The 14,921-nt window shown below is 67.5% G+C and carries 15 protein-coding genes; 12 read left to right on the forward strand and 3 right to left on the reverse strand.

Annotated elements, in window-relative coordinates; translation table 11 throughout:
- Positions 1-35: 35 nt before the first annotated feature.
- Positions 36-1,436, reverse strand: a complete 1,401-nt coding sequence (locus BOQ54_RS18200; RefSeq protein ID WP_071924669.1) for a PLP-dependent aminotransferase family protein — start codon at positions 1,434-1,436, stop codon at positions 36-38.
- Positions 1,437-1,544: 108 nt separating this feature from the next.
- On the opposite strand from BOQ54_RS18200, the gene BOQ54_RS18205 reads away from it, so the two are divergent.
- From BOQ54_RS18205 to BOQ54_RS18230, 6 genes are all read left to right on the forward strand, one after another.
- Entirely contained in the window at positions 1,545-2,405 is an 861-nt protein-coding gene (locus BOQ54_RS18205; protein WP_071924670.1) for a DMT family transporter, read from the forward strand.
- Positions 2,406-2,580: 175 nt separating this feature from the next.
- A complete protein-coding gene (locus BOQ54_RS18210; protein ID WP_071924671.1) occupies positions 2,581-3,336 on the forward strand; it encodes an ABC transporter ATP-binding protein in 756 nt (251 codons plus the stop codon).
- Positions 3,329-4,069: an ABC transporter ATP-binding protein gene (locus BOQ54_RS18215; protein WP_055458658.1), complete on the forward strand. Its 741-nt coding sequence runs from the start codon at positions 3,329-3,331 to the stop codon at positions 4,067-4,069. Before BOQ54_RS18210 ends, BOQ54_RS18215 begins: the two co-directional genes overlap by 8 nt.
- Positions 4,070-4,117: 48 nt before the next feature.
- Positions 4,118-5,320, forward strand: coding sequence for an ABC transporter substrate-binding protein (locus tag BOQ54_RS18220; RefSeq protein ID WP_055458657.1), 1,203 nt, complete (start codon positions 4,118-4,120; stop codon positions 5,318-5,320).
- A gap of 66 nt (positions 5,321-5,386) precedes the next feature.
- Positions 5,387-6,274, forward strand: coding sequence for a branched-chain amino acid ABC transporter permease (locus BOQ54_RS18225; protein ID WP_055458656.1), 888 nt, complete (start codon positions 5,387-5,389; stop codon positions 6,272-6,274).
- Positions 6,274-7,254, forward strand: a complete 981-nt coding sequence (locus tag BOQ54_RS18230; RefSeq protein ID WP_071924672.1) for a branched-chain amino acid ABC transporter permease — start codon at positions 6,274-6,276, stop codon at positions 7,252-7,254. The genes BOQ54_RS18225 and BOQ54_RS18230 overlap by 1 nt, the downstream gene beginning before the upstream one ends.
- A gap of 23 nt (positions 7,255-7,277) precedes the next feature.
- Here BOQ54_RS18230 and BOQ54_RS18235 read toward each other — a convergent pair whose 3' ends face one another.
- On the reverse strand, positions 7,278-7,781 hold the full coding sequence (locus BOQ54_RS18235; protein ID WP_071924673.1) for a winged helix-turn-helix transcriptional regulator: 504 nt from the start codon (positions 7,779-7,781) through the stop codon (positions 7,278-7,280).
- A 154-nt stretch (positions 7,782-7,935) separates the two neighbouring features.
- On the opposite strand from BOQ54_RS18235, the gene BOQ54_RS18240 reads away from it, so the two are divergent.
- Complete coding sequence (locus BOQ54_RS18240) at positions 7,936-8,589, forward strand: glutathione S-transferase family protein (RefSeq protein ID WP_071924674.1); 654 nt, start codon at positions 7,936-7,938, stop codon at positions 8,587-8,589.
- A 75-nt stretch (positions 8,590-8,664) separates the two neighbouring features.
- On the opposite strand, the gene BOQ54_RS18245 is transcribed toward BOQ54_RS18240, so the two are convergent.
- On the reverse strand, positions 8,665-8,961 hold the full coding sequence (locus BOQ54_RS18245) for a hypothetical protein (protein ID WP_071924675.1): 297 nt from the start codon (positions 8,959-8,961) through the stop codon (positions 8,665-8,667).
- Positions 8,962-9,157: 196 nt separating this feature from the next.
- Between BOQ54_RS18245 and BOQ54_RS18250 the strand changes: the two genes are divergently transcribed.
- The 5 genes from BOQ54_RS18250 to BOQ54_RS18270 are packed head-to-tail and all read left to right on the forward strand — an operon-like array spanning position 9,158 to position 14,866.
- Positions 9,158-9,844 (forward strand): CerR family C-terminal domain-containing protein, encoded by a 687-nt coding sequence (locus tag BOQ54_RS18250; protein ID WP_071924676.1) that lies wholly within the window; start codon positions 9,158-9,160, stop codon positions 9,842-9,844.
- Entirely contained in the window at positions 9,841-10,872 is a 1,032-nt protein-coding gene (hlyD, locus tag BOQ54_RS18255; protein ID WP_083586063.1) for a secretion protein HlyD, read from the forward strand. Before BOQ54_RS18250 ends, hlyD begins: the two co-directional genes overlap by 4 nt.
- 1 nt (position 10,873) lies before the next feature.
- A complete protein-coding gene (locus BOQ54_RS18260; RefSeq protein ID WP_055458650.1) occupies positions 10,874-12,613 on the forward strand; it encodes an ATP-binding cassette domain-containing protein in 1,740 nt (579 codons plus the stop codon).
- Complete coding sequence (locus BOQ54_RS18265; protein ID WP_071924677.1) at positions 12,610-13,755, forward strand: ABC transporter permease; 1,146 nt, start codon at positions 12,610-12,612, stop codon at positions 13,753-13,755. The genes BOQ54_RS18260 and BOQ54_RS18265 overlap by 4 nt, the downstream gene beginning before the upstream one ends.
- Position 13,756: 1 nt before the next feature.
- A complete protein-coding gene (locus tag BOQ54_RS18270; protein WP_055458648.1) occupies positions 13,757-14,866 on the forward strand; it encodes an ABC transporter permease in 1,110 nt (369 codons plus the stop codon).
- Positions 14,867-14,921: the final 55 nt, after the last annotated feature.

A 14,921-nucleotide genomic window follows, 5' to 3' on the forward strand; every position in this document is an offset into this window, starting at 1 on the left:
AGCGGGGTGGGGCAGCGTGATGCCGACCCCCCGCTTCACGTCGCCATCGCTTCGGCGAGAACGGTGTAGATGCGCGGGTCCGTGGACTGGGCAACGTTGAAGCGCAGGAAGGCCGCCGCGCTGCGCGAGGCGCTGAAGGCATCGCCGGGCGCCAGCACCACGCCCCGGCCGAGCGCATGACGCGCGACTGCGGCGGCATCGCGCCCCTCGGGCAGGCGGCACCACAGGAACATGCCGGCGCGCGGCTCCACCCACGGCGCGATGCCGAGCGCGCCGAGCCGCGCCAGCGTGCGCTGGCGTGCGCGGGTAAGGCGCGTCCGCACGCTCTCCATATGTCGGCGGTAGCCCCCGTCGGCGAGAATGGCGAAGGCGATGTGGCTGGCAAGATGCGCGCCGCCGAAGCTCGTGGCCGTCTTCAGATCGCTCAGCGGCTCTATCCAGTCCGGCCGCATCGCGATGAAGCCGCATCGCGCCGAGGCCGAGAGCGTCTTGGCGAAGCTGCCGACCTCGATGACGCGTTCGAGCCCGTCGAGCGCGGCGAGCCGCGGGGCCGGCTCCTCCTCGAAATCCGCGAAGATGTCGTCCTCGACGATGGTGAGGTCGTGCGCCTCGGCGAGGCGCAGCAGGCGATGCGCGACGGCCGGCGAGGCGACGGCGCCCGTCGGGTTGTGCAGGCCGGCATTGGTGACGTAGAGCCGGGGCCGCTCGGCCGCGAGGATGGCGGCGAAGCGTTCCACGTCCGGCCCTGCCGGTGTCATGGGCACGCCGACGACCTTCGCCCTGTGGGCCCGCAGGAGTGCGAGGAAGTTGAAGTAGCAGGGATCGTCGACCAGCACCGTATCGCCGGGGCTGAGGAGGAAGCGGCAGAGAAGATCGAGCGCGTGGGTGCCCGATTCGGTCAGGATGATCTGGTCGGGTGAAGCGGCGATGCCGCGCTCCGCCATGCGCCGGGCGATGAGCTGGCGGAGCGCGGGCAGGCCGAGTGGCGTGCCATAGTCGGCGAGGGCCGCATCCGCCCCCGAGCGGGCGAGCGTGCGCAGCGCGCGTCGCAGCGCCTCCTGCGGCATCCAGTCGGACGGGAGCCAGCCGCAGCCGGGCTTCAGCACGCCCTGGTCCGTCTCGAGGGCCTGCCGCGACACCCAGAGCGGATCGATGGCGCGCTCCAGCCGGGGAGCGAGTGCGCTCAGGGTCAGCGGTGCCGACGGACCGCAAACGTAGAAACCGGAGCCGCGGCGCGCCCGGATGGCACCGGCGGCGACGAGACGCTCGTAGGCTTCGACCACCGTCGACGGTGACACCTGCATCGCGGCGGCGAGCTTGCGGATGGAGGGCAGTCGCGCGCCGGGCGCCAGCGAGCGCTCCGCGATGCGGGCGCGGATGGCGGCTGCGACCTGCGCAACGCGGCTGCCGGCCTCCCGGGGCAATGGGGCGTTCATTGCAACTGTATTGCTCCATGAACCAGAACAGTAATCGCAGATTGTACTGAGCTGTCTCTGGCGCCGCCAGCACCACCGCGCGATACCACGGCATCGGGAGCGGATGCGATGGACAGGTCGGTGAGCGGCTGGATCAACGGTTTCCTCGGCGTGCTGATCTTCAGCGGGTCGCTGCCGGCGACGCGCGTGGCGGTGGCGGGATTCGACCCCGTCTTCCTCACGCTGGCGCGGGCGGTGATCGCCGGCCTGTGCGGCGGCGCGCTCCTCGTCCTCTTCCGGCAGAGGATGCCGCGGCGCGAGGACCTGCGCCCGCTCGTCGTCGTGGCCCTCGGCGTGGTCGTCGGCTTTCCGCTCCTGACGGCGCTGGCGCTCCGCCACGTCACGGCCGCCCATTCCATCGTCTTCGTCGGGCTCCTGCCGCTCATGACGGCGATCTTCGCCACGCTGCGCGGCGGCGAGCGGCCGCGCCCCATCTTCTGGCTGTTCTCCTGCCTCGGCAGCGCGCTCGTCGCCGGCTTTGCCGCCTCCCGCGGCTTCTCCGCCTCGCTGACCGGCGACCTCCTGATGCTCGGCGCCATCGTCGCCTGCGGCCTCGGCTATGCGGAGGGGGCGGTGCTGTCGCGCCGCCTCGGTGGCTGGCAGGTCATCTCCTGGGCGCTCGTGCTTGCCCTGCCGGTGATGGTGCTGCTCGCCTTCCTCACCATGCCCGCCTCCTTCGCCGGCACCTCGCAGGAGGCCTGGCTGGGTCTTGCCTATGTGTCGTTGTTCAGCATGCTCATCGGCTTCGTCTTCTGGTATCGCGGCCTTGCCCAGGGCGGCATCGCGGCCGTCGGCCAGCTGCAGCTGCTGCAGCCCTTCTTCGGCCTCACCATCGCCGCGGCGCTGCTCGGCGAGAGTGTCGATACGGCGATGATGGCCGTCACCGCCGGCGTCGTCCTGTGCGTCGCCGGGGCGAAGCGCTTCGCGTGACGGAGGGAATCGGCCGGATTCGGCGCCAACCGGCTGCCCCGGCGGGTCTGCGGCGGTCCATTCCCAATCATGCGCATCCTTTCGGCGCAAAAGCCGGTTGATTTTGAAGCGCGAGGCGGTGCACAGTCCAAGCACAAGGCTCAAAATAAAAAAGCCCAGAGGACAGAACGGCATCGTGACCGCCGATATCATTCTATCGACGAGGGATCTGACGATTGAATTCAAGGGGTTCGTAGCGGTCGACGGGGTCAGTCTGGACATCCGCCGGGGCACGATCCATGCGCTCATCGGTCCCAATGGGGCCGGCAAGACGACCTGTTTCAATCTTCTGACCAAATTCCTCACTCCGACGAAGGGGACGATTACCTTCAAGGGGAACGACATCACCGCGCTCAGGCCGGCGACCGTCGCCCGGCTTGGCCTGGTGCGCTCCTTCCAGATCTCCGCCGTCTTTCCGCATCTGACGGCGCTCGAGAACGTGCGCGTCGCCCTGCAGCGCAAGCGCGGCGGTTCGTTCGACTTCTGGCGTTCGGAGCGCGTTCTGCGCGCGCTGAACGACGAGGCGCTCAATTTGCTCGACGCGGTTGGGCTCACCGATTTCGCGGCGCTGCCGGCGGTCGAATTGTCCTACGGCCGCAAGCGCGCTCTGGAGATCGCGACGACGCTGGCGCTCGATCCCGAGATGCTCCTGCTCGACGAGCCGATGGCGGGCATGGGGCACGAGGACGTCGAGCGCATCGCCGCGCTGATCCGGCGCGTCTCGGCCAACCGCACGATCCTGATGGTGGAGCACAACCTGTCGGTCGTCGCCTCGCTGTCGGACCACATCACGGTGCTGGCCCGCGGCAAGGTGCTGGCGGAGGGCAACTACTCCACCGTCTCCAGCAATCCCGCCGTGATCGAGGCCTATATAGGAGCCGGTCATGCCTGAGGCGGCACGCGACATCGCGACGAAGGCGGCGACGGCGCCGCTCCTTTCCGTGCGCGGCCTCAACGCCTGGTATGGTGAGGGCCACGTGCTGCACGGCATCGATTTCGACGTGGCGCCGGGCGAGGTGGTGACGCTGCTCGGACGCAACGGCGCCGGCAAGACGACCACGCTGAAGTCGATCATCGGCATCATGAGGAAACGCACCGGCTCCGTCGTCTTCGACGGGGTTGAGACCGTGCGCATGCCGTCGCGCACCATCGCGCGGCTCGGCATCGGCTACTGCCCGGAGGAACGCGGCATCTTCTCCTCGCTGTCGGTGGAGGAAAACCTGCTCCTGCCGCCGCAGGTGCGGCCCGGCGGCCTCTCCGTGGAGCAGATCTTCGAATTGTTCCCCAATCTGAGGGAGCGGCTCGCGAGCCAGGGCACCAAGCTCTCGGGAGGGGAGCAGCAGATGCTCGCCATCGGCCGCATCCTGCGCACGGGGGCGCGGCTCCTTTTGCTCGACGAGCCGACGGAGGGGCTTGCGCCCGTCATCGTTGACGACATCGGGCGCACCATTGCGCGGCTCAAGAGCGAGGGCTTCACCATCGTCCTCGTGGAGCAGAACTTCCGGTTCGCCTCCCGTGTGGCGGACCGGCACTACGTCGTCGAGCAGGGGCGGGTGGTCGATATGATCCCCAACGCGGAACTCGACGCCAATATCGACAAGCTGCACGCCTATCTGGGCGTCTAGCGCCTGCGGCTTGGCCGCAGTGGGGAAGAGACGAGGAGGAACAAGTCCATGAAGACCGGACGCATGTTGCTGGCCACGGCGCTCGTCGCCCTGTTCGCCGGCGGGGCTGAGGCCCAGGTTTCGGTGAAGCTCGGCGTGCTCAACGACCGCTCGGGCACCTATGCCGACCTTTCCGGAGAGGGCTCGGTGATCGCCGCGCGCATGGCGGTAGAGGATTTCAAGGCCAAGGACAAAGGCATCAACGTCGAGATCGTCTCGGCCGATCACCAGAACAAGCCCGACATCGGCTCCAATATCGCGCGCCAGTGGTACGACCAGGATGGCGTCGACGTGATCCTCGACGTGCCAACCTCGTCGGTCGCGCTTGCCATCAACCAGATCACGCGCGAGAAGAACAAGATCTTCATCAACTCCGGTGCGGCGGCGTCCGACCTTACCGGCAAGCAATGCTCGCCCAACACGGTGCACTGGACCTATGACACATGGGCGCTCGCCAACGGTACCGGTAGCGCCATGGTCAAGGCCGGCGGCGACACCTGGTTTTTCCTGACGGCGGACTATGCCTTCGGCCATGCGCTCGAGCGCGACACCATCGCCGTCGTCGAGAAGTCGGGCGGCAAGGTGCTCGGCACCGTGCGCCATCCCTTCCCGGGCAGCGACTTCTCGTCGTTCCTGCTGCAGGCCCAGTCGTCCGGCGCCAAGGTGATTGGTCTTGCCAATGCTGGCGGCGACACGATCAACTCGATCAAGCAGGCGGCAGAGTTCGGCATCACCCAGGCGGGGCAGAACCTGGCCGGGCTGCTGGTCTTCATCACCGACGTCAATGCTCTCGGCCTGCAGACGGCGCAGGGTCTGGTGCTGACCGAGTCCTTCTATTGGGACCTCAACGACGAGACGCGCGCCTTTGCCAAGCGCTTCGCCGAGAAGAGCGGAGGCAAGATGCCCACCATGGTCCAGGCTGGTGTGTATGCAGGCACGCTGCACTATCTCAAGGCCGTCGAGGCGCTGAAGGACAAGGACAGCGCCAAGGTGATGGCGAAGATGAAGGAGATGCCGACCGACGATCCGCTCTTCGGCAAGGGCCAAGTGCGGGCCGACGGCCGCAAGATCCACGACATGTATCTCTTCGAGGTGAAGAAGCCCGAGGAATCGAAGGGACCGTGGGACTATTACAAGCTCGTCGCCACCATTCCCGCGGCCGAGGCCTTCCGGCCGCTCGATCAGGGTGAATGCCCCCTGGTCAAGGGCTGACCTGAAGCGCCGGGGCGGCCGTGCCGCCCCGGCCTCCCTGCCGCGCGTGTACGGGCCGGTCGAGAGATGTTCGAACTTCTGGGAATTCCGCCTCAGGCGCTTTTCGGCCAGCTGCTGCTCGGCCTCATCAACGGCTCGTTCTATGCGATCCTGAGCCTCGGGCTCGCGATCATCTTCGGGCTCCTCAACATCATCAACTTCACCCACGGGGCCCAGTACATGATGGGCGCCTTCGTGGCGTGGATGCTGCTCAACTACGCGGGCATCGGCTACTGGTGGGCGCTTCTCCTTGCGCCGGTGATCGTCGGCGCCATGGGCATCGTCATCGATCGGCTGTTCCTGGCGCGCCTGCGCGATCTCGACCATCTCTACGGCCTGCTGCTGACCTTCGGCCTCGCTCTCATCATCCAGGGACTGTTCCGCAATCAATACGGCGTCTCGGGTCTGCCCTACAGCATACCGCCGGAACTCGCCGGAGGCCGCAACCTCGGCTTCATGTTCCTTCCCAACTATCGTGGCTGGGTGGTGGTCGCCTCGCTCGCGGTGTGCCTCGCCACCTGGTTCGTCATCGAGAAGACGCGGCTCGGCGCCTATCTGCGTGCCGCGACCGAGAACCCGACGCTGGTGCAGGCCTTCGGCATCAACGTGCCGCGGCTCATCACGCTGACCTACGGCTTCGGTGTCGGTCTCGCTGCGCTCGCGGGCGTCCTTGCGGCGCCGATCTATTCGGTCAATCCCAACATGGGAGCCGACCTCATCATCGTCGTCTTCGCCGTCGTGGTCATCGGCGGCATGGGCTCGATCCTCGGCTCCATCGTCACCGGCTTCGGACTCGGCCTCATCGAGGGGCTGACCAAGGTGTTCTATCCGGAGGCTGCTGCCACCGTGATATTCGTCGTCATGGTCGTGGTGCTGCTTGTCAAGCCGGCCGGACTGTTCGGGAGGACCGCGTGATGGCGAGCGTCAGCGAAAGAATGGCAGCGGCGCCGAGCGCGCGGGCGGCGGTGGACGCCGCTCATCTGCATCGGGCCATCTTCGTCGGCATTGCGATCTTCCTCGCGGTGGCGCCGTTCCTGCTCTATCCGGTCTTCCTCATGAAGGTGCTGTGCTTCGCGCTCTTCGCCTGCGCCTTCAACCTGCTGCTCGGCTACGGCGGCCTCCTGTCGTTCGGTCATGCGGCCTATCTCGGCACGGCGAGCTACATCTGCGCCCACACGGCCAAGGTCTGGGGCATGCCGCCCGAAGTCGCCATCCTCCTCGGCACGGCGGCCGCGGCCGCGCTGGGCTTCGTCTTCGGCTCGCTCGCCATTCGCCGGCAGGGCATCTATTTCGCCATGATCACGCTGGCGCTCGCTCAGATGGTCTTCTTCTTCTCGCTGCAGGCTCCCTTTACGGGCGGTGAGGACGGCATCCAGGCCGTGCCGCGCGGGCACCTGTTCGGCCTCATCGACCTGTCGCGCGACACGAGTCTCTACTATGTCGTCGCGGTGATCTTCCTCGTTGGGGTGCTCTTCATCTACCGCATCATCCACTCGCCCTTCGGCCAGGTGCTGAAGGCCATTCGCGACAACGAGCCGCGTGCCATCTCGCTCGGCTACGCCACCAACCGCTACAAGCTCGTCGTCTTCACGCTGTCGGCGACGCTGGCGGGCCTCGCGGGGGCGACGAAGGCCATCGTCTTCCAGCTCGCCTCACTGACGGACGTGCACTGGACCATGTCGGGCGAGGTGGTGCTGATGACGCTCGTCGGCGGCATGGGCACGGTCTTCGGTCCCATGGTCGGGGCGGCCGTCATCGTGACGATGCAGAACTACCTTGCCCATCTCGGTGCATGGGTCACGGTCATTCAGGGCGTCATCTTCGTCATCTGCGTGATGCTGTTCCGCGAGGGCATCATCGGTGTCCTCGCCAGAAGGCTGAAGCGGCCGCTGTAGGGCGGGGTGGTCGGCACCCTGCTTCAAGGACTGCCGACTGTGCCAGGAGCGACGGCTGCCTCATAGGCGGCCTGCAACCGCATCAGCACGGATGGGCCCGTGGCCGGCAAGCCACGGTGCAGGCTGCGCAACTCGTCCATGAAGGCCTCCCACAAGGGCGGGCCGCCGTCCTCGAGCAGCTTGGCCCGGATGGCCAATTCGGGTGACGCTGGCGTGTGGCGGCAGCCCCAGGCACCCATCGTCGCAAGCAATGGCACGAGCTGGATCGCCGATTCGGTCAGCGAATAGACGGCCTTCTGCCGGTGGGCCGGATCGGCGCTCTTCGTCAGGAGCCCCGCCGCGACAAGCCGCTTCAGGCGGTCGGCGAGGATGTTCGAGGCGATTCCTTCTTCCGACAGGGCGAGCAACTCGCGGAAGTGCCGTCGATTGCCAAACATGAGATCGCGGATGACGATAAGGCTCCAGCGATCGCCGAGCAGCTCCAGCGTCAGGTTGATGGGGCAGCCGGACCGACGGGCGTTGCTCAACGCGGGACCTCACTATCTGCTTGCAAACTACAATCAGATGGAGGAGAAGGGAACCGATTGCAATGCGCAATCAGTTTCTGGCGGGCACGGTGGCCGATCGGGATGATCCGGCTTCGGCTGGGCCATCTGCCTTACGAGAACGAGGAGGCCGGCCGTGACGCTGACGCTCTTTGCTCATCCCTTTTCCTCCTATTGCCAGAAGGCGCTGGTGGCGCTCTACGAGAAGGATGTGCCCTTCGCGCTGCGCATGCTGGATGGGCCCGAGGCGATGGCGGATCTGACGGCCATCTGGCCATTGCGGCGCTTTCCCGTGCTGATCGATGACGGCCGGCCGGTAATGGAAGCCAGCATCATTATCGAGTATCTCGATCTTTATCATTCGGGCGTGTATCGGCTGGTGCCGGACGACCCGCGGGTGGCGCTCGAGGTGCGGCTGATGGATCGCTTCTTCGACAACTACATCTCGACGCCCCAGCAGAAGATCGTCCTCGACGCCCTCCGGAGCGAAGCGGAGAAGGACGGCCGCGGCGTCGCCGAGGCGCGCGAGATGCTGGATCGGGCCTATCATTGGCTCGACGGCGTGATGGCCGGGCGGGTCTGGGCGGCGGGAGAGGCATTCACCCTAGCTGACTGCGGGGCGGCGCCGTTCCTGTTCTATGCTCATTGGACGCATCCCATCCCGGCGGCCTGCGCCCACGTCCACGCCTATCGCAGCCGGCTCTTGGCGCGCCCGTCCTTCGCACGCGCCGTGGACGAAGCCAGGCCCTATCGGCCCCTCTTCCCCCTGCCGATCCCGCAGGAAGACTGAGGATCGGCGCCTCGCAAAGAAAACCCGGCTGGAGCGGCCTCCTGCCGGGCTTTTACTTGCGGCTTCGTCCGGCTGTTACCAGCAACCCCAGGCGTTGCAGCGATAGTAATAGCCGCGCGGAGCGGTCGCCGCCCCCAGAACGGCGCCGCCGACGAGGGCAGCGGCCGTTCCGACCGCGACCTGTGAGGCCGCCTGGTCCGCCTGACGGCGGTTGCTGTTATAGGCTGCATTGACACAGCGGTCGTAAGAGCGCGTGCCCGGCCGCAGGCCGGCTTCACGACAGGTGAACTCGGCATCGACCGCCGATTCCTGGGCCGTCTGGCAAGCGGCCAGGGTTAGCGCGAGTGCCCCCGCAACGAGCAGAATACGCATAGATTTTCCCCGAAAGAAACAACTGAACCACTTAACGGAGCGGTTAACAAAAAGTCAACGACGGCACACGGGCGGTATATATTTCAGAGATCTATGGTTAATGCATGGCGCCGCCGCAGCCTTGAGGGGTGCGAGGCAGCCAGTAATCGTCATTCATTCGATTGACTTGTTCGACGGTTGACCATATGCTGTCTCCATGTCAACGACGCACGATCCGCCGCCGCGGCGCGGCGATGCCGCCCGCGAAAGGCTGCTGAACGCAGCCATCGATGTCTTCGGCCTGTTCGGCTTCGACGGCGCCAGCACGCGCAAGCTAGCCGATGCGGCCGAAGTCAACCTCCAGGCTATTCCCTACTATTTCGGCAGCAAGGAAGGGCTCTATCTTGCGACGGCCGAGCATCTGGCGGGGCTCATCCAGGCTCATGTCGCCACCCTGCGCGAGCGGCTGCGCCAAAGGCTCTCGGAGGCTGAAGGGGCAGGGGCTTCGATCGGGCGGGAGGAGGCGCAGGCCCTTCTTGCCGAGATGCTCGAGGCGATGGCGGCGCTCTTCGTCAGCCCGCACTCGGAGCGTTGGGCGCGTTTCCTGATCCGCGAGCAGATGGCGCCGACGGAAGCCTTCCAGCGCATCTACGGAGGTGTCATGGAGCCGACGCTCGACGTGGCCCGCCGGCTGGTCGGCATCCTCGTCGCGGCGGATCCCGACTCCGACGGCGTGCGTCTCAGAACCCTTGCTCTGCTCGGCGGCGTGATGGTGTTTCGCGTGGCACATGCGGCGGTGTTGCACCAGCTCGGCTGGGAGGCGATCGGTCCGGAGGAGACAGGCCGCGTGCGGCGCCTCGCCCGCACGCTCGTGGCGGATCTCAGGCCGGGAGGTGCCCCGTGAGCGGCAGCAGAGGCCGCAAGGCGGCCATCCTCCTCGCTCTTGCCCTTGCCGCGACTGCCGCCGGCTGGTGGTTCGACCTGCCGGGCCGAGTCGGCTGGCGGGAGAGCCGCGGCGAGGTGTTGACCCTCTACGGCAATGTCGACATCCGGCAGGCGCGCCTTGGCTTTCGCGTCAGCGGCCGAATCGCCGAGGCGCTGGTCGACGAGGGTGATCGGGTCGAGGCCGGGCAGCCGCTCGCCCGCCTCGATGCCGGACCGGCCGCGGATGCCGTTCGCGCCGCCGAGGCGCAGGTCGCGAGTCTCGAGGCCGTGCTGGACAAACTCATGGCGGGGCCGCGACGGGCGGAAATCGAGCAGGCACGGGCGGCTTATCTTGAACGGCAGGCCGATTTCGAGAATGCTCAGCTCGCCTACGAGCGGCAGAACCAGCTCAGGCCGAGCGGCGCCGCCTCGCAGGCCAATCTCGATCAGGCGACGGCGGCCCGTGACATGGCCCGGGCACGGGTCGAGTCGGCCCGCGCCGCCCTGCGACTCCTCGAGGACGGCACGCGGCCGGAGGATATCGCCGCCGCCCGGGCCAATCTCGATGCCGCGCGGGCGAGCCTGGCGGCGGCGCGAACCGCTCTCGCCGATACCGAGCTTCATGCGCCGTCCGCGGGCGTCATTCTCTCTCGCGTCGAGGAGCCGGGCGCCATCGTGGCAAGCGGCGACGTCGTCTACGTGCTGTCGCTCGAAGCGCCCGTCTTCGTGCGCGCCTATGTCGGCGAGCCGGACCTCGGCCGCATCCGGCCCGGCCTGCCGGTGGAGGTGACGAACGACACGGAGCCGGGACGTGCGCACCGGGGCACGGTCGGCTTCGTCTCGCCGGTGGCCGAGTTCACGCCGAAATCGGTGGAGACCCCGGCGTTGCGGACCGATCTCGTCTATCGCCTGCGCATCGTCGTCGACGCGCCGGACGGCAGCCTCAGGCAGGGCATGCCTGTCACGGTCAGGGTGCCCCGGCCGGCGGCGGAGGCGGGAGGCGGATGAGATGGCCGAGCCCGTCGTCCGCATCGAGAACGTGACCATGCGCTTCGGCCCGCAGGCGCCTGCACTGCGGGGTGTCTCGTGCGTCGTCGAGGGCGGCATTACCGGCCTCGTCGGCCCTGACGGCGCCGGCAAGACGACGCTGATCCGCCTCATGACAGGCCTTCTCCTACCGGATGAGGGTCGCCTCTCGGTGCTTGGCCTCGACACCCGCGGCGACATGGCGCCGGTGCAGGCCGCGATCGGCTACATGCCCCAGCGCTTCGGGCTCTACGAGGACCTGTCGGTGGCCGAGAACCTCGATCTCTATGCGGACCTGCGGGGGCTCGCCTCGTCCGAACGCGCGGAGGTCTTCGAGCGGCTCCTGTCCTTCACGGATCTCAGGCGCTTCACCGGGCGCCTCGCAGGCCGCCTGTCCGGTGGCATGAAGCAGAAGCTGGGCCTCGCCTGCGCGCTCCTCACCAAGCCGCGGCTGCTGCTGCTCGACGAGCCGAGCGTCGGTGTCGATCCGGTATCCCGGCGCGACCTGTGGGCAATGGTCAGGGAACTTGCCGGCGATGGCATCGGCGTCCTGTGGTCGACGGCCTATCTCGACGAGGCGGAGGCCTGCGACCGCGTGCTGCTGCTCAACGCCGGCGAGTTGCTTTTCTCCGGCCCGCCGGCGGATCTCACCCGACAGGTGGATGGCCGTGTCTTCAGGCTGACCGGCGTCGGGCGGGGCAGGCGCGCGGTGCTTGCCGAGGTGCTCGGCGGTCGCGGCATCGTCGACGGCGTTATCCAGGGCGAGGCCATTCGCCTCGTCGTCGCGGAGGGAGCGCAGGAGAGGGACGCGGCCATCACTGAGGCCAGGAGCCGGGCCGGGGTGGGCGCCGAGGTGCGGCCGACGCCGCCGCGCTTCGAGGACGCCTTCATCGACATGCTCGGCGGCGGGCCCGGCGGGCGCTCGCAACTGGCGGAGGCGAGCCCGATGCGGGCCGCTGGCGGCGACGAGGCCGTCATCGAGGCGCGGGGGCTCACCAAACGTTTCGGCGATTTCACCGCGGCCGACGACATCAGCTTCTCCATCCCGCGCGGCCAGATCTTCGGCCTGCTCGGCCCGAACGGGGCCGGCAAGTCGACCACCTTCAAGATGCTTTGCGGCCTCCTGAAGCCGACGAGCGGCGAAGGCCGGGTCGCCGGCTTCGATCTTCGACGCGAGTCGGCCGAGGCGCGCAACCAGCTCGGTTACATGGCGCAGAAATTCTCACTCTACGGCGATCTCAGCGTCGATCAGAACCTCGCCTTCTTCGCCGGGGCCTACGGACTCGCCGGTCCGCGTCGCCGTGAGCGCATCGCGCTGATGAAGGAGGTCTTCGCCCTGTCCCCCCAGTCCGGCATATCGGCGAAGGATCTGCCGCTGGGGTTCAAGCAGCGCCTCGCGCTTGCCTGTGCTGTCATGCACGATCCGGCCGCGCTGTTCCTCGACGAGCCGACGTCCGGCGTCGATCCGGTCACGCGCCGGGAGTTCTGGACCCATATCAACGGCCTCGTCGAGAAGGGCGTGACGGTCCTCGTCACCACCCATTTCATGGACGAGGCGGAATACTGCGATCGCATCGCGCTCATCTATCGCGGGCGGGCCATCGCGCTCGGCTCGCCGGACGCGCTGCGGGCGAGCGTTGCATGCCCCGAGCGGCCCGATCCCACAATGGAAGATGCCTTCATCGCCCTCATCGAGCGATCACGTCTGGTCGAGGCGGCATGACGAGCAAAGGCAACAGCACGGACTGCACCGGCCGTCTCAGGCGGCTCGGGGCGCTCGTGCGCAAGGAGGCGCTGCAGATCGTGCGCGATCCGAGCAGCATCCTCATCGCCTTCGTGCTGCCGTTCATCCTCATCTTCCTCTTCGGCTACGGCGTATCGCTCGACACGACACGCACCCGCATCGGCCTCGTCGTCGAGGAGACGACGCCGTCGGCGCAGGATCTGGCGGCGAGTTTCCGCGCCTCGCGCTATTTCGATGTCATCGACGGGCATGACCGACGTGAATTCGAGGAGGCGCTGGTGCTCGGCCGCGTGCGTGGTATCGTCGTCATCCCGTCGACCTTCGCCACCGATCTCGCCGGCCGCCGCCCTGCCGCCATCCAGGTGCTCGTCGACGGAGCCGAGCCCAATACCGCAAGCTTCGTGCAGAACTACGCGCGCGGTGTCGTCGCCACCTGGGCAGCCGTGCGGGCGAGCGAGACCGCATCGGCCCCGGTCGGCATCGCTGTCGAGCAGCGCTTCTGGTTCAACCCGGAGCTCGCCAGCCGCTACTTCCTGGTACCGGGTGCCATCGCCATCGTCATGACGCTGGTCGGCACCCTGCTGACATCGCTCGTCATCGCGCGCGAATGGGAGCGCGGTACCATGGAGGCGCTGATGGCGACGCCGGTGAGCGCGGCGGAGCTGCTGATGGGCAAGATCCTGCCCTATTTCGTGCTGGCGCTTGCCGCGATGACGCTCTGTGTCGGCCTCGCCGTCTTCCTCTTCGGCGTGCCCTTCCGCGGCTCGCTCGTCGCTCTCTATGGGCTCTCGGCCGCCTTCCTCATGCCGGCGCTTGGGCAGGGGCTCCTCATCTCGGCGGTGACCAAGAACCAGTTCCTCGCCTCGCAGCTGGCGCTCATGTCCGGCTTTCTGCCGGCGTTCCTCCTGTCGGGCTTCCTCTTCGAGATCAATTCCATGCCGGCGCCGATCCGGTGGCTGACCTTGATCGTGCCGGCGCGCTACCTGATCCCGAGCCTGCAGAGCGTGTTCCTCGCCGGCGATATCTGGTCGATGTTCCTGCCCGCCATCGCCGTCATGGCGGGGATGGGCCTCGTCCTATTCGCGCTCGCCGCGCGCAACACCGCAAAGCGGATTGCCTGACATGTGGTGGACGCGCCTCAAGGCCCTTATCGTCAAGGAACTGCTTGCGCTGCTGCGCGACCCGAAGGCGCGGCTCATCCTCGTCGGCCCGCCGCTCGTGCAGCTCCTCGTCTTCTCCTATGCGGCGACGCTCGACGTCACCAACATCGACCTCGTCGTGCTCGACAGGGATGCCGGCGCGGCGAGCCGGGAGCTGGTGCAGCGGCTCGAAGGCGCGCCGGACTTCCGCCGCGTCGTGCCGGTGGAGAGCGAGGCGGCGCTTGCTGCGGCCATCGACCGGCAGGAGGCGATCGCCGCCATCTCCATCGGGCCGACCTTCTCGCGCGACATCGCGGCCGGCGTGCCGGCCAAGGTGCAGGTCATCCTCGACGGGCGCCGATCCAACGCGTCGCAGATCGTGGCCGGCTACATCTCCCGCATCATCCAGGGTCTTGGCGCGGAGATCGCCGTCAGCGGACGGGCGCCGCCGCCGGTCGATGTGGTGGCGCGCAATTGGTTCAACCCCAATCTCATCTATCAGTGGTTCATGGTGCCGAACCTCGTCGCCAGCATCGCGTTGCTTATCGGCCTCATCGTCACCGCGCTGTCGATCGCGCGCGAGCGCGAGCTCGGCACTTTCGACCAGCTGATGGTCTCGCCGCTGCGCACACACGAGATCCTCATCGGCAAGGTCATCCCGCCGATGCTCGTCGGCACGGTACACCTGACGCTATACGTGCTGGCGGCCGTTGTCGTCTTCGGCGTTCCGCTGCGCGGCTCGATCGGCCTGCTCTATGGCAGCGCCCTGTTCTATCTCCTGTCCGTCGCCGGCCTCGGCCTCTTTATCTCGGCGCTGGCGGCCACCCAGCAGCAGGCCATCCTCGGAGCCTTCCTGCTCCTCGTGCCGGCCACGCTTCTCTCCGGCTTTGCGACACCCATCGAGAACATGCCCGCGTGGCTCCAGCCGGTCACGATCGTCAATCCACTGCGCTACTTCCTCGTCATCGTCCGGGGCGTGTTTCTGAAGGACCTGCCGGTGGCGGAGGTCGTGGCCCAGACCTTGCCGCTCGCGCTGATCGCCGCCGCGGCTCTGATGTCTGCCGCCTGGCTCTTCCGCCGTCGCCTCGAATAGGGGACAATGAGAATAGCGCGGGAACAATCCGCTGCGGTTCCCGTTCGCCAGCGCA

This window comes from Chelatococcus daeguensis (genome assembly GCF_001887265.1).
Classification (GTDB): Bacteria; Pseudomonadota; Alphaproteobacteria; order Rhizobiales; family Beijerinckiaceae; genus Chelatococcus_A; species Chelatococcus_A sambhunathii.

Coding starts and splice junctions, on each gene's coding strand:
- BOQ54_RS18200 (WP_071924669.1), bottom strand. CDS start 1,436: ATGAACGCCCCATTGCCCCGGGAGGCCGGCAGCCGCGTTGCGCAGGTC.
- BOQ54_RS18260 (WP_055458650.1), top strand. CDS start 10,874: ATGGCCGAGCCCGTCGTCCGCATCGAGAACGTGACCATGCGCTTCGGC.
- BOQ54_RS18265 (WP_071924677.1), top strand. CDS start 12,610: ATGACGAGCAAAGGCAACAGCACGGACTGCACCGGCCGTCTCAGGCGG.
- BOQ54_RS18250 (WP_071924676.1), top strand. CDS start 9,158: ATGTCAACGACGCACGATCCGCCGCCGCGGCGCGGCGATGCCGCCCGC.
- BOQ54_RS18215 (WP_055458658.1), top strand. CDS start 3,329: ATGCCTGAGGCGGCACGCGACATCGCGACGAAGGCGGCGACGGCGCCG.
- BOQ54_RS18220 (WP_055458657.1), top strand. CDS start 4,118: ATGAAGACCGGACGCATGTTGCTGGCCACGGCGCTCGTCGCCCTGTTC.
- BOQ54_RS18205 (WP_071924670.1), top strand. CDS start 1,545: ATGGACAGGTCGGTGAGCGGCTGGATCAACGGTTTCCTCGGCGTGCTG.
- BOQ54_RS18270 (WP_055458648.1), top strand. CDS start 13,757: ATGTGGTGGACGCGCCTCAAGGCCCTTATCGTCAAGGAACTGCTTGCG.
- BOQ54_RS18230 (WP_071924672.1), top strand. CDS start 6,274: ATGGCGAGCGTCAGCGAAAGAATGGCAGCGGCGCCGAGCGCGCGGGCG.
- BOQ54_RS18225 (WP_055458656.1), top strand. CDS start 5,387: ATGTTCGAACTTCTGGGAATTCCGCCTCAGGCGCTTTTCGGCCAGCTG.
- BOQ54_RS18245 (WP_071924675.1), bottom strand. CDS start 8,961: ATGCGTATTCTGCTCGTTGCGGGGGCACTCGCGCTAACCCTGGCCGCT.